General features: G+C 60.6%; 15 protein-coding genes. 14 read left to right on the forward strand and 1 reads right to left on the reverse strand.

Annotated elements, in window-relative coordinates; translation table 11 throughout:
* Window positions 1-3: 3 nt before the first annotated feature.
* The 14 genes from CHEJ32_RS0107750 to CHEJ32_RS0107815 all read left to right on the forward strand — a co-directional run bounded on the left by CHEJ32_RS0107750 (window position 4) and on the right by CHEJ32_RS0107815 (window position 18132).
* Window positions 4-3894, forward strand: coding sequence for a glycoside hydrolase/phage tail family protein (locus CHEJ32_RS0107750; RefSeq protein WP_028033351.1), 3891 nt, complete (start codon window positions 4-6; stop codon window positions 3892-3894).
* 32 nt (window positions 3895-3926) lie between these two features.
* Window positions 3927-4133 (forward strand): hypothetical protein, encoded by a 207-nt coding sequence (locus CHEJ32_RS0107755; protein ID WP_028033352.1) that lies wholly within the window; start codon window positions 3927-3929, stop codon window positions 4131-4133.
* Window positions 4134-4234: 101 nt separating this feature from the next.
* Complete coding sequence (locus tag CHEJ32_RS0107760) at window positions 4235-4528, forward strand: hypothetical protein (RefSeq protein ID WP_051469543.1); 294 nt, start codon at window positions 4235-4237, stop codon at window positions 4526-4528.
* 36 nt (window positions 4529-4564) lie between these two features.
* Window positions 4565-5230, forward strand: coding sequence for a response regulator transcription factor (locus CHEJ32_RS0107765; RefSeq protein ID WP_028033354.1), 666 nt, complete (start codon window positions 4565-4567; stop codon window positions 5228-5230).
* Between the two features lie 40 nt (window positions 5231-5270).
* Complete coding sequence (locus CHEJ32_RS0107770; protein WP_028033355.1) at window positions 5271-6653, forward strand: ATP-binding protein; 1383 nt, start codon at window positions 5271-5273, stop codon at window positions 6651-6653.
* Window positions 6654-6737: 84 nt separating this feature from the next.
* A complete protein-coding gene (locus CHEJ32_RS0107775; protein WP_028033356.1) occupies window positions 6738-7160 on the forward strand; it encodes an RT0821/Lpp0805 family surface protein in 423 nt (140 codons plus the stop codon).
* 98 nt (window positions 7161-7258) lie between these two features.
* Window positions 7259-8407 carry a c-type cytochrome biogenesis protein CcmI gene (gene ccmI, locus CHEJ32_RS0107780; protein WP_028033357.1) on the forward strand — a complete coding sequence of 383 codons (1149 nt, stop codon included), beginning with the start codon at window positions 7259-7261 and terminating at the stop codon, window positions 8405-8407.
* Entirely contained in the window at window positions 8404-8838 is a 435-nt protein-coding gene (ccmE, locus tag CHEJ32_RS0107785) for a cytochrome c maturation protein CcmE (protein WP_028033358.1), read from the forward strand. The genes ccmI and ccmE overlap by 4 nt, the downstream gene beginning before the upstream one ends.
* A gap of 10 nt (window positions 8839-8848) precedes the next feature.
* Window positions 8849-10834 carry a heme lyase CcmF/NrfE family subunit gene (locus CHEJ32_RS0107790; RefSeq protein WP_028033359.1) on the forward strand — a complete coding sequence of 662 codons (1986 nt, stop codon included), beginning with the start codon at window positions 8849-8851 and terminating at the stop codon, window positions 10832-10834.
* Window positions 10831-11295, forward strand: a complete 465-nt coding sequence (locus tag CHEJ32_RS0107795; RefSeq protein WP_028033360.1) for a cytochrome c-type biogenesis protein — start codon at window positions 10831-10833, stop codon at window positions 11293-11295. The genes CHEJ32_RS0107790 and CHEJ32_RS0107795 overlap by 4 nt, the downstream gene beginning before the upstream one ends.
* A 200-nt stretch (window positions 11296-11495) precedes the next feature.
* A complete protein-coding gene (locus CHEJ32_RS0107800; protein ID WP_028033361.1) occupies window positions 11496-13004 on the forward strand; it encodes a Do family serine endopeptidase in 1509 nt (502 codons plus the stop codon).
* An 81-nt stretch (window positions 13005-13085) separates the two neighbouring features.
* Window positions 13086-13760, forward strand: a complete 675-nt coding sequence (locus tag CHEJ32_RS0107805) for a response regulator transcription factor (protein WP_028033362.1) — start codon at window positions 13086-13088, stop codon at window positions 13758-13760.
* Window positions 13760-15166, forward strand: a complete 1407-nt coding sequence (locus CHEJ32_RS0107810) for a HAMP domain-containing sensor histidine kinase (protein WP_028033363.1) — start codon at window positions 13760-13762, stop codon at window positions 15164-15166. Before CHEJ32_RS0107805 ends, CHEJ32_RS0107810 begins: the two co-directional genes overlap by 1 nt.
* Window positions 15166-18132, forward strand: a complete 2967-nt coding sequence (locus tag CHEJ32_RS0107815) for a bifunctional [glutamine synthetase] adenylyltransferase/[glutamine synthetase]-adenylyl-L-tyrosine phosphorylase (protein WP_028033364.1) — start codon at window positions 15166-15168, stop codon at window positions 18130-18132. Before CHEJ32_RS0107810 ends, CHEJ32_RS0107815 begins: the two co-directional genes overlap by 1 nt.
* Before the next feature lie 5 nt (window positions 18133-18137).
* Here the strand turns inward: CHEJ32_RS0107815 and CHEJ32_RS0107820 are convergent, their stop codons facing one another.
* Window positions 18138-20459: a PAS domain-containing sensor histidine kinase gene (locus CHEJ32_RS0107820; RefSeq protein ID WP_028033365.1), complete on the reverse strand. Its 2322-nt coding sequence runs from the start codon at window positions 20457-20459 to the stop codon at window positions 18138-18140.
* Window positions 20460-20527 lie beyond the last annotated feature (68 nt).

Raw genomic sequence — 20527 nt, forward strand, 5'->3', positions numbered from 1 at the left:
TTCATGGCAACCATCCTGCTGCAGGCGGCCGGCGCCTTTTTGGGCGGCGTGTTCGGCCCGATCGGAACCGCGATCGGCTCGGCCGCCGGCGCCATGGCGGGCTACGCGGTCGACCGGGCGTTGATTACAAGCACGCAACATTACAATGGGCCGCGCCTCACCTCGGCACAGCCGTTTACTGCAGAAGACGGCGCGCCTCTTCCGCGCCTTTATGGCACTGTGCGGACGAGCGGGACGCTTATATGGGCGACTCGTTTCGAGGAGCGGAGCACCACCAGCCGGCAAGGGGCAAAGGGTTGCCCGAAAGTTACGTCATTTTCCTATTTCGCCAATGTGGCCTTTGCTCTGTGCGAGGGGGAGATTGCCGGCGTGCGCCGTATCTGGGCCGACGGCAAGGAGGTGGACCGAAACGAGATCGAGTTGCGCGCCTATCCCGGCAGCGAGGATCAGCAGGTCGATCCTCTCATCGAAGCAAAGCAGGGGACGGACAATGCGCCCGCCTACCGCGGCACTGCCTATGTCGTGATTGAGCGCCTTCCCATCGATGCATATGGCCGGCGAATCCCGCAGTTCCAGTTCGAGGTCATCCGACCGGTCGGTGAACTCAATCGCCGGATCAGGTCTGTCGCGCTCATTCCCGGATCGACGGAATACGGGCTTTCTCCGAAACTCGTCCGCTCGGAGATCGCGCCCGGCGAGAGCCGGGCGCTGAACCGTCATGTACTCACCGCGGCCACGGATCTTGAGGCTTCGTTGGACGAGCTTCAGATGCTTTGTCCCAATCTCGAGTCGGTGAGTCTCGTTGTGGCCTGGTTTGGTACGGACTTGCGAGCGGGCGATTGCAAGATCAAGCCCATGGTGTCCCACAACGATTCCAAGGCCATGTCGATGGAGTGGCAGGTTTCGGGCCTGAACCGGGAAGATGCGCAGGTCGTCTCGCGCCATAATGGCGCTGTCGCCTATGGCGGAACGCCGACGGACCGCTCCGTGATGGAAGCCATCAAAGCAATCCATGCACGCGGCCTAAAAGTAGCCCTCTACCCCTTCATCATGATGGATGTGCCGGCCGACAATACGTTACCCGACCCTTATGGCAGCGGCAGCCAGGCAGCCTATCCATGGCGCGGACGCATCACCTGCCATCCTGCGCCTGGTCGAGCGGGAACACCCGACAAGAGCTCCACCGTGCGAGCCGAGATCAAGGCCTTCGGCGGAACCGCCCGCCCCGGGCAATTTCATCTTGATGGCAAAACGGTCCGATTTACTGGTCGCCGCGAAGAATGGAGCTATCGGCGTTTTCTCCTCCATTATGCCCATGTCGCTGCGGCAGCGGGCGGGGTGGAAGCATTCCTCATCGGATCGGAGTTGCGCGGGCTTACGACGTTGAGGGACCATCAGAACCACTTTCCCTTTGTCGAACTGTTGGAGGAATTGGCAACAGAGACCAGGGGAATTCTCGGGGACGAGACAGCAATCACCTATGCGGCTGACTGGACTGAATATTTCGGTCACCGGGCGTCAGACGGATCGGGCGACGTATTCTTCCATCTCGACAGCCTCTGGGCTCATCCCGCGATCACCGCGGTGGGCATCGACAATTACATGCCCCTGTCAGACTGGCGAGACCAGGACGTGGGTGGCGGCAACCCAGATGGTTTCAGCGGGCCTTATGATCCTGAAGGTTTGCGCAAGGGCATTACTTCAGGCGAAGGCTTCGACTGGTACTATGCGAGCGCAGGAGACCGCGCCGCCCGTCGTCGCACGCCTATTACCGACGGTGCGCTCGGCAAGCCGTGGGTGTTCCGTTACAAGGATCTGGTTGGTTGGTGGTCCAACCCGCACCACAATCGCGTGGGCGGCGTGGAGGAAGCGTCACCGACTGACTGGGTGCCGATGTCGAAGCCCATCCACTTCACCGAACTTGGATGCGCGGCTGTGGACAAGGGACCGAACCAACCTAATGTTTTCGGCGATTCCAAATCGGCAGAAAGCACAGTCCCTTATTTTTCGTCAGGCGGCCGTTCGGACCTCGCGCAATACCGATTCCTGATGGCACACTACCGGCATTGGGAGGAAGGCGGATTAGCCGCCAATCCGATCTCGCCGGTCTACGGCAGACCGATGGTGGATGTGGGCCAGATCAGCATTTGGGCCTGGGACGCACGCCCCTTCCCGGCATTTCCGCTGCAAGCAGACGCCTGGGGGGATGGTGCAAACTGGTGGAGCGGGCATTGGCTAAACGGAAGGCTGAGCGGCGTTCCCATTGAGGCACTGATCGGCGAAATTCTGGCCAGTCACGGCCTGCCTCCTGCCGATACTTCTCGAGCGGACGGCGTGGTGACAGGCTATGCCGTTCTGAACCCCACGACAGCGCGGGCGGCGATCGAGCCGCTTGCAACGGTTTTCGGCATCGGTGCGGTGGATGACGGGGAGCGGCTCATCTTCGCGACGGAAGGCGAGGCGGCGGGGAAGCCCATCCTGCTAGATGAACTGGTGCTTGAGGGTGACCGCGAGGCGATCGAACGGCTGCGTCAGCCTGATCATGATTTGCCGGCGTTGATCCATGTCGATTTCACCGACCCTTTGAACAATCATCAGTCTGCGACCGTTGCTGCGGATTATGTCGGCGCCAGAGGGAACGGCACCAGCTTCATTTCTTTTCCGGGAACGGTCAGCACGGGTGAGGCGGAAAGCCTCGCGCGCAGCCTGATGCGGCGAACCTGGGATGGACGAGAGCGTATCACCTTCACCGTCCCGGCTGCGGAGCGCCGGATCCAGCCGGGAAGCATTGTTCGCCTGCCGAGTGAGGCAGAGGGCCCAGAATATCTGGTGGAGGAAATTGAGGATGGACTAGGGCGAGTCGTTAAGGCGAGACGCATCGTGCGCATCGCGGCTCCGCCTGCAAAAAATATACAGAATCCTGGAAATTCAGGGGAGGTATATCTGCCGAGCAGGCCTCATGCGCTTTTCCTGGACCTGCCCATGCGTTCTTCTCAGGATATGCCGCAGGATCAGTTCCGCCTAGCGACTCGGGCGGTGCCGTGGCGCTCACAGGCGGTGCTTGCTTCACCTGAGGATGGCGGCTTCGCCTTGCGCACAACGGTGGATCGTAGAGCGGTTATCGGCATGCTGCGGCAGCCGCTGCCGGGTGGGCTAGCAGAGGGCCGGCTGGATTGCTCGTCAACGCTCGACGTCCATCTTCTCGATGGAGAACTGCAAAGCATCTCAACCATCCGAATGCTGAGCGGCGCGAATGCAGCCGCCGTTCGGTCGAGGCTGGGGGTGTGGGAGGTCCTGCAGTTCCAGGACGCAGAGGAAATAGAGCCGTCAGTGTGGAGACTGCAAAAGCTCTTGAGGGGCCAGCTCGGCACCGGTGATGCGATGCAAGCAGGGGCGGAGAGCGGCGCCCCCTTGGTATTCCTCGATGAAGCGGTGGCACCGGCGGGACTTAAGGCCGAAGAAATCGGTCTTAAGCTCAATTGGCGTGTCGGACCGTTTGGGTACGACATTTCGAACGAATACTTCCTGAAGACCGCAGCAGAAGGTGGGATGAGAGCCCTTCTGCCGCTTTCTCCGGTGCATGTGAAGAGCCACATCCAGGATGGAGATCTGCATCTATCCTGGATCAGGCGCGGACGCGTCGATGCGGACAGCTGGATGGGAGAAGATATCCCACTCGGGGAAGAACAAGAGCTCTACCGGCTCGAGATCGCCCGTCCGTCGGGTGAGCTGGTGAGAACCGTCACCGCGAGCAGGCCAGCTTGGACCTATACCGCAACCATGCTGGCGGCCGACTTGCCGCTTCGGCCGGCGACCATAGAAGTATCCATAGCGCAGGTAAGCGCGGCCCTTGGGCCGGGCCTGTCCGCCAGACGGACTATCCAGCTGGGCTGAACATTATCCAACAAGCAAGAGGAGTATCTGGAATGGTGGAAACGAAACCATGGTACCTGTCGCGCACCATTTGGGCGTCGGTGGTTACGGTGGCTGCGGCTGTAGGCAGCCTGTTTGGGCTGCCGGTCGAACAGTTCGATGATCCGGCCGTAGTGGAAACGCTATTGCAGGCCATCACCGCCATATCGGGACTGTTTGCAATCTTTGGACGGCTGGCTGCGGATTCACGCATTCACTAAAAGGCGGTCCCACGTGCGTAACCCGCGCGTGGGACTTTGTTTTCTGGCCTGGGCCGTGATTGTTCATTCCCCATTCAGCCCTGTTGGGTTAGATAGGAGACATGAAAAAGAGCCGCAGAAAACTTTCAGGGTTGGTGAATGTCGCGGGGGCGTTAGGGCTACTGGTCACGAGCGCCTACGGCCAGGTTTCCGAGACTTTGTCGCCCATACTTCTTGCACAAGGCGCGGATTGCTATGCGATCGGACAGCAGATCGCAGCACAGCAGGGCGGCACGCTTGCCGGCGCTTCTGCGGAAACTCGAGGCGGGACCGTTGTCTGCCGGATCGTCATTCTGGTCCCGGCACGAGATGGCGAGCGACCCCGGCGGGTAGAAGTAACTGTACCGTTGCGATAATCAACGATCTGATTCAACAGTTGGGCTGCCCCCCTTATGCGCATTCTGGTTATTGAGGATGACAAGGACCTGAACCGGCAGATATGTGCCGCTCTCACGGATGCCGGCTATGTCGTCGACCGGGCATTCGACGGGGAGGAAGGGCACTTCCTCGGCGACACTGAGCCCTATGACGCCATCGTACTCGATATCGGCCTGCCGCAGATGGACGGGATAAGCGTGCTGGAACGGTGGCGGCGTGACGGACGCAAGATGCCAGTCCTGATCCTCACAGCGCGAGACCGTTGGAGCGACAAGGTCGCGGGTATCGATGCGGGCGCGGACGATTACGTCACGAAACCGTTCCATATGGAGGAAGTGCTGGCACGTGTTCGTGCACTGATCCGCCGGGCCGCCGGCCATGCTTCATCCGAACTTTTCTGCGGACCGCTGCGCCTCGACACCAAGGCATCAAAGGCCGATATCGACGGAGTGCCGTTGAAGCTTACGTCGCATGAATACCGGATGCTTGCCTATCTGATGCATCACAAGGGTTCAGTCGTTTCGCGGACGGAGCTGGTCGAGCATCTTTACGATCAGGATTTCGACCGAGACTCCAACACGATCGAAGTCTTTGTCGGACGCTTGCGCAGGAAGCTCGGGGTAGATTTGATCGAGACCGTGCGGGGTATGGGATACCGCATGCGCGAGCCGAATGATTGATGAGGCGGATCACGCGTTAAACGCCCCAGGGGCAAGCATGATGGCGCGGTTCTCGCATTTGCCACGCACGCTCACCTTCCGCGTTGTGGCCTTTTCATCCATCTGGGCGATGATTGCCCTCGTCGTCATCGCGACCGTGATTTCCACTCTGTTCCGGCAGGTGAGCGAGCGCGGTTTTGACAATGTTCTATCCGCCCATCTCTTCAATCTGATCGCCTCGGTAAGTGCGACCGAAGAGGGCATGCTGGTGGGAAGCCCCAATCTAGGCGATCTCCGGTTCTCGGAGCCTTTATCGGGTTGGTACTGGTCGGTGGAGCCGGTATCTCCGGCACTACGCAACCAGTTGCACTCGCCCTCGCTGGTCACTCCGGTGAGGTCCCCGTCGACGGCCGATATGGCCTTTGACCGCAATTTCCAGCGCAAATACCTGGAAGAGGGCCCCGGCGGCGAGCAGATCGAGGTGCTGGAAGCCGAAATCGTGCTCGACCAGCTCGATCGGATCGCTCGCTTTCGCGTCATGGGCAATCGGAGCGAGCTCGAACAGGAGATTTCTGATTTCTCTGGGCGGCTCTATGCCTATCTCGGCATTTTCGGCGTTGGGATGATCGCTATCAATGTGTTCGCGATCCTCATCGCATTGAAGCCTCTGGGAAGTATCAGGCGAGCACTTGCGAACATACGCGCCGGTACGGCTGAGCGGCTATCAGGACCTTTCCCCGCGGAAATTGCTCCGTTGGCCGAGGAAACAAACGCCCTAATCGAGAGCAACCGACGAATCATCGAACGCGCACGCACGCAGGTCGGGAATCTGGCTCATTCACTCAAGACGCCGCTTGCGGTCCTTATGAATGAGGGCAGGTCTCTCGGGGGAGAGCAGGGGGCGCTAATAACGGCTCATGCGGAAGCCATGCAGAAGCAGATCGATCACTATCTGCAACGTGCCCGCGCCGTCGCACAGAGAAGCACGCTGGCCACGCGCAGCTCGGTGAACCAGACCTTGGCGAGGATGGGCCGGGTTACCGAAAAGCTCAATCCCGACAAGATGCTTGAGCTGCAAATGCCCGAGGCCGAGGTAACTTTCGTAGGTGAGCGCGAAGATCTGGAGGAGATCACAGGAAACCTCCTGGAAAACGCGATGAAATGGGCAGATCGGAAAGTGGTGCTTACGTTGCAACCAGTCGAAGTGAATGGGGCGGACCCGCGCAGATTTCGTATTGCGATCGAGGATGACGGCCCGGGAATCCCCGAAGATCAGGCGCGGCAGGCATTGAAACGCGGACGCAGACTCGACGAAAGCAAGCCAGGCACTGGTCTGGGCTTGGCCATCGTGGCCGACCTCGTGAAAGAATATGGAGGGACGCTGGCACTCGAGCGGTCGCGATTGGGAGGCCTTCGCGCTGAGGTAGTGCTACCGGCGGCGTAACATCGCGACGAGAAACGTGGACAAAATTCCGTCAAACATGAACTATAGTCGCGGCGCGGTTTCGCGGCGGAGGGCGAGAGCAGCATGAGACTATCGGCTGTAGCCATACTGGTTGGTTTCCTGCTTTCCGGCTGTGCCGCCGGAGGCTTTTCCCGCACGGTCGACGTAAGGGCGAGCTCGGGGCAGACCTCTGTGCGCGCGATCGGCGGGATAGTCGGCGGCGGCCTCATCATGGGAAACTTGGGCGCGGACCTCAATCGCCGGGAGCGCATGGCCGGAATTGACGCCGAGTATAAGGCCCTCGAATCAGCGCCTGCAGGCCAGCCGGTGAACTGGCGTGACGAGCGGACGGGACATGGCGGTACGGTTACCGCCTCTCAGCCCTACCGGGTCGGCTCTCAGGACTGCCGTCCCTATTCGCACAGAATAACGGCAGCTGGCGGAACCCGCACCTCGCGCGGCACGGCCTGCCGTAACCCGGACGGAAGCTGGACTTTGCTCGAATAGCTGTTCCATTGGCCGGTAGACCGTGCCGGAGCACCGTCGCGGAAATGCCGCATCCAACAGCGGTTGGCAGCGCGCAACAAGACGGATATTGAACCACCATGTTGTTTTGGGTTCTCGCCGCACTGTTGACCCTTGCCGCTGCGCTGGCCGTTATGCGGCCGTTTCTGCGCCGGAAGAAATCAGATCGACCGGGTGCTGCCCACGATCTGGCGGTTTACCGTGATCAACTCGCCGAGCTCGACCAGGAAGTCAAACGGGGTCTCGTGTCGGAGACGGACGCGGCCGAAGCGCGCGCGGAAATCGGGCGGCGCATTCTGCGTCTGTCCCAATCGGCCAGTGATGGCGTGGCGAGCGAATCGGGCGGGAGGTTGGAGCGTATCATTGCCATTGCGGCGATCCTGGCCGTTCCAGCTTTGAGTTGGGGTCTATATTCCGCGCTGGGGTCACCGGGACTTCCATCCATGCCGTTGCAGGCTAGGCTTAACGGCGACCCGGCTCACGCCCCGCTGGAAGATCTGATCGCGCGTGCCGAAGCTTATCTGGCAGACCACCCCGATGATGCCCGCGGATGGGAGACGCTGGCTCCGGTTTATGCCAGGATGGGGCGCTTCGCCGATGCGGTTGCCGCCTATCGTCGGACGATCGCAATCGCCGGCGCTAACTCCGAACGCGAAGCTGGTCTGGGCGAGGCGATGGTGGGCCAGAGCGGCGGGATCATCACTGCGGAGGCGGAAGCGGCATTCAACCGTGCATTGGCCGCTGATGAAAGCAATCCCCGTGCGCGCTTCTTCATCGGCCTGGCCAGGGCGCAGGAAGGCAAGCGGGACGCGTCACGCGCTATATGGCAGGACATGATGTCGGGTCTGCCGGACGATTCGCCTTGGAAAGCGGCTGCGGCTCAGGCCATCGCGGGACTCGATGGCATGGCTGCCCAGAATCCGCCCGTGGCAGCGAAGAATCCTTCCGAGGAGCAGCTGGCAGCGGCGCAGCAAATGGCACCCGAAGAGCGCCAGCAGATGATCAAGGGCATGGTGGCCAGCCTCGATGCCAAACTACGCCAGAACCCTAACGACCCGGAGGGTTGGAGCAGGCTCCTGCGCTCCTATGTCGTGTTAGGCCGCGAGGATGACGCCGTGAGAGCGCTCGAACGCGGCCTCGCCGCCCTCGGCCCGGAGACTGCGGAGGGCAAATCCCTGTCGGAATTGGCCGAGACACTCGGCATCAGCGGTGCGCAGGTGAACAAATGACGCGCAAGCAAAAGCGGCTGACCATTATAGGATCAGGAATGGCCTTCCTGGCTTTGGCTGCAGGATTGACGTTTTATGCACTTGGGCAACAGACCTCCTACTTCTACATGCCGGCAGACCTGCTGGCACGAGCGGCAGTGGCGGGAGAGCGCATTCGGCTCGGCGGCCTTGTTCAGAAGGGTTCTATTGAACGCAGCGAGGGAACGCATGTTCGCTTCGTCGTGGAAGACAGCGAGAACGAGGTGCCGGTCGTCTATGACGGTATTCTGCCAGACCTTTTCCGGGAGGAGCAGGGCGTCGTCATAGAGGGTGTGGTAGGTGCGGACGGCATCTTCGTCGCCGACACCGTTTTGGCCAAGCACGACGAGACCTATATGCCGCGCGAAGTCGCGGACAGGCTGAAGCAGGAAGGCCTCTGGCAAGAGGAATGAGGAAGCGCGAATGAGCGTCGAACTTGGCCACTTCGCCCTTGTCTTGGCACTGGCTCTCGCGCTGGTGCAGGCGATCGTTCCGCTGGTCGGGGCCCGCATCGGCAGCTCCTCGCTCATGCGGGTGGGCGAGCCCGTGACCATCACTGGATTTGCGCTGGTCTCGGTGGCCTTTGCGGCGCTGGTCCTGGCCTATCTGCAGTCGGATTTTTCCGTAGTGAACGTGTGGGAGAATTCCCACTCCGCCAAGCCTCTCCTCTTCAAGATCACAGGAACTTGGGGGAACCACGAAGGTTCAATGCTCCTGTGGGTTCTGATCCTCGCATTCTTCGGAGCATTGGTCGCAGCCTTCGGTCAGAATCTACCGCCGACCCTGAAGGCAAACGTATTGGCAGTTCAAGGGCTGATTGCCAGCGCTTTTCTCCTCTTCATCCTATTCACGTCCAATCCCTTCATGCGCCTGGAACCTGCGCCAATCGAAGGCCAGGACCTGAATCCCATCCTGCAGGATATCGGGCTCGCCGTTCATCCCCCGCTCCTCTATCTGGGCTATGTCGGTTTCTCTGTCTCCTTTTCCTTCGCGGTGGCAGCGCTGATCGATGGGCGTATGGATGCTGCATGGGCGCGGTGGGTGCGTCCTTGGACGCTAGCCGCCTGGGCCTTCCTGACCGGCGGCATCGCCATGGGCTCCTACTGGGCCTATTATGAACTGGGCTGGGGTGGCTTCTGGTTCTGGGATCCGGTTGAGAACGCGTCCCTGATGCCGTGGCTCGCCGGAACGGCTCTGCTGCACTCTGCCATTGTGATGGAAAAGCGTTCGGCGCTGAAAATTTGGACGGTGCTGCTTGCGATCCTCACCTTCTCGCTCTCGCTGCTCGGCACCTTCCTCGTAAGATCGGGCGTTTTGACGTCTGTTCATTCCTTCGCGACCGACCCTGCCCGTGGCGTTTTCATTCTCGCGATTCTGGTTTTCTTCATCGGCGGTGCATTGACCTTGTTTGCGGTCAGAGCCGCTTCTCTGGCGCCCGGCGGGCTGTTCCATCCCATTTCGAGGGAAGGTGCCCTGGTTCTCAACAATCTGTTCCTGACCACGGCTACGGCGACGGTGTTGATCGGTACGCTTTACCCGCTGCTGATCGAAGCCATCAGCGACAATAAGATTTCGGTTGGCGCACCCTTCTTCAATCTAACCTTTATCCCGCTCTTCTTGCCTCTCCTGGTGGCGGTGCCGTTCGGGCCGCTTCTTGCTTGGAAGCGCGGGGATCTTGCCGGTGCGTTTCAACGCTTGCAATTCGCCTTCTGGGCGGCTGGGGCGACAGCGATCGCAGGCTATTTCCTGATCGATCGCGCGTCTGCGGTCGCCGCGCTCGGTCTGGGGCTCGGGATATGGCTCATCGTCGGCGCCCTGACCGATCTTGCTTTGAAATCCGGTCTCGGCAAGGTCGGAGTAGCTGTTGCCCTGCGTCGGCTTACGGGTCTGCCACTTTCGATTTTCGGTACGTGCTTGGGCCATGCCGGCTTGGGCCTGAGCGTGCTCGGCATCGTTTCGGTAACCGCTCTCCAGGCGGAACACATACTGACAATGCAGCCTGGCCAGAGCACCGAAATCAGCGGCTACACCGTGCAGTTCCAGAATCTGCGTCCCTTTACCGGCCAGAATTACACGGAGGAGCAGGCGCAGTTCGCGGCCGGGACAGTGCGCGGAGGTTCTCTGGGAGAAATCGTCTCCTCCAAACGGCTCTATACGGCACGCGGTATGCCAACAACGGAAGCGGGCATTAAGACGATCGGCCTGAGCCAGCTTTACATTTCTATCGGAGATCAGACTCCGTCCGGGCTCGTCGTGCGCATTTGGTGGAAGCCGTTCGTGACGCTGATCTGGATTGGCGCGCTCGTGATGATGGCAGGTGGGTTCATTTCTCTCATGGACCGGCGACTCCGTGTAGGAGCACCCGCAAGGCGGAAAGCGGCCGCACTAGCCGGCGAGGCGAAGTCATGAGGTTCCGCACCCTGCTGTTGGCTTGCGGGCTTTTGATTGGCTTTGTCGGAGGCGCAGCTGCGGTACAGCCGGACGAGGTGTTGAAGGATCCCGCGCTTGAGGCGCGGGCACGCCATCTTTCGACCGAGCTGCGCTGCATGGTCTGTCAGAACCAGTCGATCGACGATTCGGATGCAGAGCTCGCACGCGACTTGCGCATCCTGCTGCGTGAAAGGCTTGTGGCCGGCGATACAGACGAAGAGGTGCTGGACTACATCGTCTCTCGCTATGGCGAGTTCGTGCTGTTGAAGCCGCGGTTCAACGCCCGCAACGCGCTTCTCTGGGCGGCGCCGGTCCTGATCCTTGTGGGAGGAGGACTGCTTGCATTCACAGCTTTTCGTCGGCGTGGGGACAGTGCTCCTGCACCTCTCTCTCCGGAGGAGGAAGCTTCTCTGAGGAACGTTCTGAAGGACGAGAATTAAGGCGTCGCCGGTGCGGCGACTTTGCGCGCCGCCGGTGCCCCGAGACACGCGTCTCAGCTTTTCTGCTCAGTCGATCAAAAACATTACGAAAGTTTCATGCCTTGGAAATGGCATCGTAAGGTAGTCCGTCCTATTTCAGTGGGCAAACGGGACGAAGAAGCGTCCCCCTAGCACGCTAAAGGCATTAGGAGTGGTTCGTCATGAGCGAAGAACAGAACGTAACCTCTAAGACGCGCAACCGTCTCGTAGCAGCCGTGGCTTCCCTCGCGGTTGCCGGCGCGGTTGGCTTCAGCGCCATCAGTTCGGGCACTATTCCGGTCTTCGCGGACCCGGTGAAGCTCGACAAGCCCATTCAGGCTCCAAGCTTTGCTGACGTCGTCGACCTGGTGAAACCTGCAGTGGTGAGTGTGCGGGTATCCGGGGAGTCGCCCCAGGCAGGTAACGTGGCGACGCCGTTCTTCAACATGCCCGGTTTCGATAATCTCCCGCCCAATCATCCGCTCCGCCGCTTCTTTGATGAATTCCAGCGACGTGACCAGCCGCGTAGCGGCCAGCAGCGCCCGCGCGTGCGCCCGATCGCTCAGGGGTCCGGCTTCTTCATTTCCGATGACGGCTATATCGTAACCAACAATCACGTGGTTGAAGATGGAAACCAGTACACCGTCGTTCTGGAGGATGGGACGGAGCTGCAAGCCGATCTCGTCGGGAAGGACCCGCGTACCGATCTGGCGGTGCTCAAGGTAAAGTCCGATCGCAAATTCACCTATGTGAGCTGGGCGCCTGACGATTCCGTCCGTGTCGGCGATTGGGTTGTGGCCGTCGGCAATCCGTTCGGTCTCGGCGGAACGGTGACGGCGGGCATCGTATCCGCCCAGAGCCGCGAGATTGGCGCGGGGAATTATGACGACTTCCTGCAGATCGACGCGGCCGTGAACCAGGGTAACTCCGGCGGCCCGACCTTCAACCTTGCGGGGCAAGTTGTTGGCGTGAACACGGCAATCTTCTCGCCGTCGGGCGGCAATGTGGGTATCGCCTTTGCCATCCCGGCCTCACTGGCCAAGACGGTCGTCGATCAACTTATCAAGGATGGTTCGGTCGAGCGCGGCTATATGGGCGTCAGCATCCAGGACGTGACACCTCAGATCGCCGACTCGCTGGGGCTGCAAGAGGCCAAGGGTGCGCTGATCAACAGCGTGAATGGCGGTGATCCGGCAGAAAAGGCGGGTATCGAGGCTGGCGACGTCGTGATCGCGGTGAACGGTTCGCCTATCGCTTCGCCGCGCGAACTGGCTCGTACGGTGGCAGCAATCGCGCCGGGCACGAACATCGACGTTACCGTGTGGCGGAACGGCAAGTCTCAGGACTTCAAGGTGACCTTGACCGAGATGCCCGAGAGCGATCAGGTGGCCGCTGCTGCCCCTAGCGCCCCCTCGGACGAGAACGGACAGCCGGCAAGCTTCGGGTTGACCGTCACCCCTGCGGATGACGGCAACGGCCTGGTCGTAACCGATGTGGAGCCGGGCAGCGTGGCCGAGGAAAACGGCATCCAGCCGGGTGACGTGATCCGCGCGGTCAATTCACAACCGGTTAAGGCCGCCAGCGATCTCAAGAAGGCCGTCGATGCAGCATCAAGCGCAGGACGGGGTGCCGTGCTCCTTCAGGTCGTACGCAACGATGCCAATCGGTTCGTGGCATTGCCAATCGGCTGATCCATCGAGAAGTGCGGTTTGACTCTTTGGCGGTGGCGAGGAAAGCTCGCCACCGCTTTTCATCAGCTATGACACGGCGCCATGAAGATTCTGATCATCGAGGATGACCGCGAAGCGGCGAGTTATCTCAAAAAGGCCTTTGCCGAAGCGGGACACACAGCCGATGTGGCCGCTGATGGCGAGGCGGGTTTCGCCTTGGCAGAGGGCGGAAATTACGATGTCTTCGTGATCGACCGAATGTTGCCCCGTCGCGACGGCCTATCGGTCATTGCGGGTTTGCGGGCGAACGGCAATACGACGCCGGCGCTCATCCTTTCGGCATTGGGAGAGGTGGACGACCGGGTGACCGGCCTGAGGGCCGGAGGAGACGACTACCTTACGAAGCCCTACGCGTTCTCGGAATTGCTTGCTCGCGTGGAAGTACTCAAGCGACGAGCCGGCGCGCGTGACGTGGAAACCGTCTACCGGGCAGGGGATCTGGAATTGGACCGGCTGTCCCATACGGTTCGGCGTGGCGGCCAGGAAATCACGCTTCAGCCGCGGGAATTCCGTCTGCTGGAATATCTGATGCGACATGCCGGTCAGGTTGTCACCCGGACGATGCTTTTGGAGAATGTGTGGGACTATCACTTCGACCCGCAGACCAATGTGATCGATGTGCATGTCTCGCGCCTGCGCGGCAAGATCGAGAGAGGCTTCGACAGGCCCATTCTCCATACGGTGCGTGGCGCGGGTTACATGATCCGAGCGGACTGATGGCCACCCTTTCGGCCATCATGAAGACCACTGCGGCACGGCTCTCCGCGCTTTATCTCGTGTTGTTTACCGCTTGCGCGGTGGTGCTCGTCATCTATGTGAGCTCTCTTTCCACGCGCATGCTGGTCGGCCAGACGCAGGAGGCAATCGCAGAAGAGGTCGCCGGCCTCGCGCGTGCCTACCAGCGCGCCGGGCTGACCGGCCTGGTTCGGCTGGTCGAAATTCGTGCCAGGCAGCCAGGCGCAAATCTCTACCTCATTGCGGATCCCAGCGGCTTTATCCTCTCCGGCAATGTCGAAAGCATTCAGCCCGGTGTGCTCGATGCTGCCGGTTGGACGGAGAGTCCCTTCCTTTATCGGCGTTTTGGTGAACAGGGGGCAACGAGCCGCGAGAGTGGTCACGCGGCTGTTGCTCAGGTCATACGTCTGCCGAACCAGATGATTCTTCTCGTCGGAAGAGATTTGAGCGAGCCGGAGCAGTTCGGTCGCGTGATGCGCCGTGCCCTTGCGGTGGCTTTGGGCATGATGGGTCTCGGCGCGTTCCTGATCTGGTATTTCGTCGGAAGGCGCGCGCTCCGCCGGATCGACAGCGTGACGGAAGCGAGCCGCCAGATCATGGGTGGCGACCTGTCCAGAAGACTGCCGGTAACGGGAGCTGGCGATGAGTTCGACCGGCTTTCGGAAAACCTGAATGCCATGCTCGATCGCATTGCCGGTCTGAATGAGGGGTTGAAGCAGGTATCGGCGAACATAGCCCACGACCTAAAAACGCCCCTGACCCGCCTGCGCAACCGCGCGGAGGCTGCGCTGAACAACACGGCTGGCCCGACCGCCGCGAAAGAGGCGCTTGAGCAGACGATTGCGGAATCGGACCAGCTTATCCGTACCTTCAACGCCATTTTGATGATCTCGCGGCTGGAAGCGGGCTATTCCGCTGAAAGCACGGCGAAGATCGATCTTGCCTTGATTGTCTCGGATGTCGTCGAGCTCTACGAGCCGCTGGCTGAAGAACAGGGCGTGACACTGAAGGCGGAGGCGGCGGAAAATGTTCAGATCGACGGAAATCGTGAGTTGATCGGCCAGGCGCTTTCCAACGTCATCGACAATGCTATCAAATATTCTGCTGGTTTTGGGCAGAAGCCGGTTGTCTCCGTATCGCTTCGAAAGGAAGGAGACGCCGCAAGGCTGACGGTCAGAGATAACGGCCCGGGTATACCTGAAGAGGATCGGGAGCGTGCGACGGAGCGCTTTGTCCGGCTTGAGGCAAGCCGCAGCCAGCCGGGATCCGGCCTGGGCCTCAGCCTCGCAAAGGCGGTCATGACCTTTCATGGAGGAAAGCTCGAGCTTTCGGGGGAGGGCGGCGGTCTCGCGGTTGCGATGATCTTCCCGACAGGCAAGAATGAGTAATGACCGACGCTGTCCTGAAAGACGAAGATGGTACCACTTGGTTTGGCTCCCCGGTACGGGAGTTGCACCCCCTTGACGCCGAGCATGCTCAAGAGGAGATCGAGTCTCTCCTGGAAGCCGCACATGAACGCGACTGCCCTCGGCTCGCCAGCCTTCTCTCAGCCGACAACAGGCTGAGGGCGTTTCTGGCGGCGGTCTTCGACCTATCTCCCTATCTTCGCGATTGTGCCAGGCGCCAACCAGCTGCCTTGGAAGCACTTTTCGATGCAAGGCTGGATGCTCGGCTAAATGCGCTTTCGGAAGAGATAGCGGCGGTCGGCCTGGGAGCGGAGGAGAGCGAGGCTGGAGTCATGAAGATGCTCCGGCGCTTGAAACTTCAAGCCCACCTGCTGATCGCCTTGGGACAGCTCTCGGGCGAGGCGGATGCGGCCAAAACGGCCCTGCGATTGAGCCTCCTTGCGGAAGCGTGTGTGAACGCGGCGGTCAATTTCCTCCTTCGGGATGCGGATCGCCAGGGAAAGCTGCGGCTCCCCAACCCCGCGGAGCCTTCCCGTGACAGTGGCTGGATTCTGCTTGCCATGGGTAAGTTAGGCGCACGGGAGCTCAATTATTCGTCCGATATCGACCTCATCGTGCTGATCAATCCGGACGCGCCCGCCGTAAAGGAGCCGATAGAGGCCACGGAACTCTTTGTGAGGCTCACGCGGCGGCTTGTGCGCATCCTGCAGGACCGCACGGAGGACGGCTACGTCTTCCGTACGGATTTGAGGTTGCGGCCCGATCCCGGTTCGACACCGCTCGCGCTGCCGGTGGAAGCAGCGTTGCATTACTACGAAAGCCGCGGCCAGAACTGGGAGCGCGCCGCGATGATAAAGGCGCGCGCGATTGCTGGAGATGGGAAGGCCGGAGAGCGGTTCCTTACGGAACTGCAGCCCTATGTCTGGCGCAAATATCTCGACTATGCAGCGATTGCGGACATCCATTCGATCAAACGCCAAATACATGCCCATAAGGGGCACGGGGAAATCGCCGTGCTCGGCCATAATGTGAAGCTTGGACGAGGCGGCATCCGGGAAATCGAGTTTTTCGTCCAGACCCAGCAACTTATAGCCGGAGGCCGTTTTCCGGAGCTGCGCGAACGTGAGACGGTCAAGATGCTTAGGGAACTCCAGGATCGCGGCTGGATAACCGCCGAGGCGGGAGAGGCCCTTATCGCTCAATACTGGTTTCTGCGCGATGTCGAAAACGTCATACAGATGGTGGCGGACGAACAGACGCATCTCCTGCCGGATGACGAGGAAGGATTGGAGCGCATTGCCCGTCTTCTTGGCTATACGAGCGGGATGATCTTCGCTGAGGCATTTCGGCAGGCACTGCATATGGTCGAAAGCCACTATGCGGCTCTGTTTGAGACGGCACCTCAGCTTTCCCGAGGCGTGGGCAATCTCGTCTTCACCGGTGATGTCGATGACCCGGATACGCTCCACACCCTCTCCGAACTGGGGTTCGAGCGCCCGAGCGATATCTGCCGCGTGATTCGCGGGTGGCACTTTGGACGCTACCGCGTGACCCAGTCTGCCGAAGCGCGCGAGCGTCTCACCGAATTAACCCCGGCATTGCTCGAAGCGTTCGGACGGACCCACCGTGCCGATGAAGCGCTTTTGCGCTTCGACGAGTTTCTCTCCGGGCTTCCGCGCGGCATCCAACTCTTTTCGCTCTTGCAGTCGAACCCGCGGCTCCTCGATCTGATCGCGACCATCATGGGGGCAGCACCTAGGCTTGCAGCGATCATCACCCGCAGGCCCCACGTCTTCGACGGTCTGCTAGACCCCGGACTCTTGTCCGAGTTGCCCAACAGAGCTTATCTGGCTGAGCGGCTCGAGATCTTTCTGTCGGGTGCCAACTCCTTTGAGGAGCGGCTTGATCGGCTGCGCATTTTTGCGGCGGAGCAGAAATTCCTCATCGGCATCCGCCTCTTGACGGGCAGCATAGACGAGACCCGCGCCGGAAAAGCCTTTTCGGACCTGGCCGATCTTACGATTGGTGCGGCATTCGACGCGGTTCAAGAGGAGTTTGCCCTAACTCATGGACGTGTCCGAGGCGGCCGCACGGCTATCCTTGGTATGGGAAAACTCGGAAGCCATGAGCTCACCGCGGGTTCGGACGTAGATCTCATCCTGCTTTACGACCATGCGCCGGAAGCGGAAGAGTCCGATGGCCGCAAACCGCTTGCGCCATCACATTACTACGCACGATTGACCCAGCGCCTGATCGCCGCCGTCTCGGCTCCGACTGCGGAGGGCGTGCTCTACGAACTGGACCTTAGATTGCGGCCCTCCGGCAACAAGGGGCCGGTCGCAACCCATATCGATGCGTTTCGGAAGTATCAGCGCAACGAGGCTTGGACCTGGGAGCACATGGCCCTCACACGTGCCAGAGCCATAGCAGGCGCTGAAACCCTCTGTGCTGAAGCCGAGCAGGAGGTACAGGCGATCGTCTCGCTTCCGCGCGACGCCGTCAAACTGAAGCGCGATGCAAGGGAGATGCGCGCACTCCTGGAAGAGGAAAAACCGGCAAGGAATATCTGGGATTTGAAGCTTCTTGCGGGGGGCATCATCGACCTGGAATTTATAGCGCAGGTGGCGGCACTCTCCGGCAAATGCCTTGCCGATTCGCGGCCGACCAACACCGGAAAGATTCTCGCTGAACTGTCTTCCGATTTTGCCGATGATCAGGTCCGGGCAGAGCTCCTCGAGGCATATCGCCTCTATATGACGCTTACCCAGGTCATCCGGCTGTGCCTTACGGGTCCCCTGGAGCCGGGGGATGTTCCTCCGGGCCTCGCGAATATTCTTCTACGAAGCGTCGATCTGCCCGAGTTCGGCATTCTCGAGGCGCATATCAAGGAGACCAGCGCCCGGGTAAGACGGCATTTCGATAGGCTGCTGGGGGAAGGGCGAGCCTAAGGCCGCTAGGCAGCTCGTTTCCGCTGGGCCTGCAGCGGCAACCGCACGCAAACGACCGTACCTACTCCCTCTCTGGACTGGATGCGCAGCGCGCCGCCGTGAAGCTCCGCCAGCGAACGTGAGATCGCAAGACCCAGGCCCGAGCCGTTATGCGTACGCGAATATTGATTTTCGACCTGCTCGAAGGGGCGCCCGAGTTTCTTCAGCGCGTCTCGCGGTATGCCGCAACCGGTGTCCTTGATCGTCAGCATCAGCGAGCGGGAGAAGGCGCGCGCCCTGAGCGTCACCTGTCCCCCTTGACCGGTGAATTTCACGGCATTGAACATCAGATTGATGAGGATCTGCTTTAGCGCGCGCCGATCGGCATAAAGCGAGAGCGACTCGGGAATATCGGTCGTCAGTTCGATATTCTTCTTCCCCGCCTGCAAAGTGACCACGCGCATGGTCTCGCGGATGACCGCCGCCAGATCGATGTTCTCCCGGTGAATGGAGAACTGACCGGCCTCGATCTTCGACATATCGAGGATGTCGTTGATCACGCCAAGAAGATAGGTGCCGCTGGCATAGATGTCGTTCACGTACTCCTTGTAACGCTCGGAGCCGAGGGGGCCGAAAAGTCCCTGCTGCATCAGTTCCGAGAAGCCGATGATGGCGTTGAGTGGTGTCCGCAGTTCATGGGACATATTCGCCAGGAATTCTGATTTCGCGCGATTGGCGGATTCCGCTCGCTCGGTCTCGCGCATATATTTGCGGTTGAGTTCCACGAGTTCCTGGCTGCGTTCCTGCTCGGCGCGGCGAGCGACCGACAGATCATGGATGGTGGCCATCAGGCGCCGCTCGCTTTCCACCAGCTTTTCCTGATGCTGCTTGAGCTGCGTGATATCCGTGCCGAGGGACACCGTGCCGCCGTCGCGGGTCTTCAGCTCCGTCACCTGAAGCCATCGGCCGTCCGCCAACTGGCGCTCATAGGTAACGCCTTCGACGCTGCTGGATCCTGTTAGCCGCCTTTCGTAGCGAACCGCGTTCATCCGGGACTCGATCTCACGGCGATGCATGCCCGGAATGATCCCGCTGGGATCTATGCCTGTATCCTGCAGGTAACGCGAATTGCACATCACCAGTCGTTCCGAGGCATCCCAAAGGACGAAGGATTCGGTGATGTTCTCGATCGCGGTACGCAGTCGCAGATCCGCAACCTCCGACTGCTGCACCAGCGTTCGCTGCTCCGTCACGTCGACCGCAATGCCGATCAGGTGGATCTCCGGCGCATCGGGATCCACCACCTGCGCCCTGGCGCGTATCCAGATCCATTGGCCATTAGCATGGCGCATGCGGAAAATCTGGTCGACCTGCTCGACCTCGCGCGCGACGATCCGGTTTGCAACCGCAAACAGGTCTCCGTCGTCGGGATGGATGAGGCTCGCCACGTCGCCGAAGGAAAGCATCACATCGGCGGCTTCATAGCCCAGCATCTCGTACATGGACGCGGACCAGTACATCTTTCCGCGCGCCATATCCCAGTCCCACAGGCCGCATTTCCCGCGCACGAGCGCCAGATCGATGCGTTGATGCGCTTCACGGTAAATGCGGTCCGCCGCCTGCGCTCGGGCTGCCTGGCTGAAATAGGCATAGAGGATCGCCATCAGAACGCCGGCGGTCAGAGCGAAGACCGTCACATTGAGGGAGACCGTGCTGCGCCACTCGGCAAACACCTGGTTCTGGGGAGCGAGCGCGATTGCTGCTCCGCTCTCTCCGGGAAGTAGGCTGACGGAGGCATACCAGTCCACGTTGCCGATCTGCACCTCGAGCACGCCGGCTCTCTCGCCGAACATGAAGAGGGGCTGGCCGCCTGAGATCAGGCTGTCCAGGGATTGACCCTTCAGCCGTTGCCCGCGTGGAGACGTTGCGGTGACAACGAATTGCGAGTCAGTAAGGGCGAGTACCCATCCCGCGCCGATGCTTGCGCGAAGCACAGCCTCGTCGATCAGAGTATCTGCCGCGCCCGCCTGGGCCAGCGCTTCCGTTCCGGCAATCTGTACCGCTTGGGCAAGGTTGTTGGCAGCAAGACCAAGATGCCGCTTGGTATCCCCTTCGATATCGTCATGCCAGCTGACCAGTGTCAGCAGCCGGGCCGCGGCCAGGATAAGCAGGAAAATGACCACCAGGATCGGAATGGCCCGGCGCAGATAGGGTTCGACCGCAAGCAAGCGCTCATAGGATGGCGCGGCAATGATCTTCGCATTGCCGGCAACCTCCGTTTCCCGCTTGGGCTTCCTGCGCCTCGAAAAAAGGGCGGCAGGCAATGCCCATGCATACGCGCTCGCCATCCCGACGGGCCCTTTCTTTCCTGCTTGTTCCGCTTGACCGATCCGCGAACGCGTACATGCGAATCATC

Origin of the sequence: Chelativorans sp. J32, assembly GCF_000518985.1 — a bacterium.
Taxonomy (GTDB): domain Bacteria; phylum Pseudomonadota; class Alphaproteobacteria; order Rhizobiales; family Rhizobiaceae; genus Chelativorans.

What these genes read in the sequence shown, in the direction of transcription:
- CHEJ32_RS0107800 (WP_028033361.1), top strand. Translation starts at nt 11,496, where the DNA reads ATGAGCGAAGAACAGAACGTAACCTCTAAGACGCGCAACCGTCTCGTA.
- CHEJ32_RS0107790 (WP_028033359.1), top strand. Translation starts at nt 8,849, where the DNA reads ATGAGCGTCGAACTTGGCCACTTCGCCCTTGTCTTGGCACTGGCTCTC.
- ccmI (WP_028033357.1), top strand. Translation starts at nt 7,259, where the DNA reads ATGTTGTTTTGGGTTCTCGCCGCACTGTTGACCCTTGCCGCTGCGCTG.
- CHEJ32_RS0107765 (WP_028033354.1), top strand. Translation starts at nt 4,565, where the DNA reads ATGCGCATTCTGGTTATTGAGGATGACAAGGACCTGAACCGGCAGATA.
- CHEJ32_RS0107795 (WP_028033360.1), top strand. Translation starts at nt 10,831, where the DNA reads ATGAGGTTCCGCACCCTGCTGTTGGCTTGCGGGCTTTTGATTGGCTTT.
- CHEJ32_RS0107805 (WP_028033362.1), top strand. Translation starts at nt 13,086, where the DNA reads ATGAAGATTCTGATCATCGAGGATGACCGCGAAGCGGCGAGTTATCTC.
- CHEJ32_RS0107770 (WP_028033355.1), top strand. Translation starts at nt 5,271, where the DNA reads ATGGCGCGGTTCTCGCATTTGCCACGCACGCTCACCTTCCGCGTTGTG.
- CHEJ32_RS0107755 (WP_028033352.1), top strand. Translation starts at nt 3,927, where the DNA reads ATGGTGGAAACGAAACCATGGTACCTGTCGCGCACCATTTGGGCGTCG.
- CHEJ32_RS0107750 (WP_028033351.1), top strand. Translation starts at nt 4, where the DNA reads ATGGCAACCATCCTGCTGCAGGCGGCCGGCGCCTTTTTGGGCGGCGTG.
- CHEJ32_RS0107810 (WP_028033363.1), top strand. Translation starts at nt 13,760, where the DNA reads ATGGCCACCCTTTCGGCCATCATGAAGACCACTGCGGCACGGCTCTCC.
- ccmE (WP_028033358.1), top strand. Translation starts at nt 8,404, where the DNA reads ATGACGCGCAAGCAAAAGCGGCTGACCATTATAGGATCAGGAATGGCC.
- CHEJ32_RS0107815 (WP_028033364.1), top strand. Translation starts at nt 15,166, where the DNA reads ATGACCGACGCTGTCCTGAAAGACGAAGATGGTACCACTTGGTTTGGC.
- CHEJ32_RS0107760 (WP_051469543.1), top strand. Translation starts at nt 4,235, where the DNA reads ATGAAAAAGAGCCGCAGAAAACTTTCAGGGTTGGTGAATGTCGCGGGG.
- CHEJ32_RS0107820 (WP_028033365.1), bottom strand. Translation starts at nt 20,459, where the DNA reads ATGGCGAGCGCGTATGCATGGGCATTGCCTGCCGCCCTTTTTTCGAGG.
- CHEJ32_RS0107775 (WP_028033356.1), top strand. Translation starts at nt 6,738, where the DNA reads ATGAGACTATCGGCTGTAGCCATACTGGTTGGTTTCCTGCTTTCCGGC.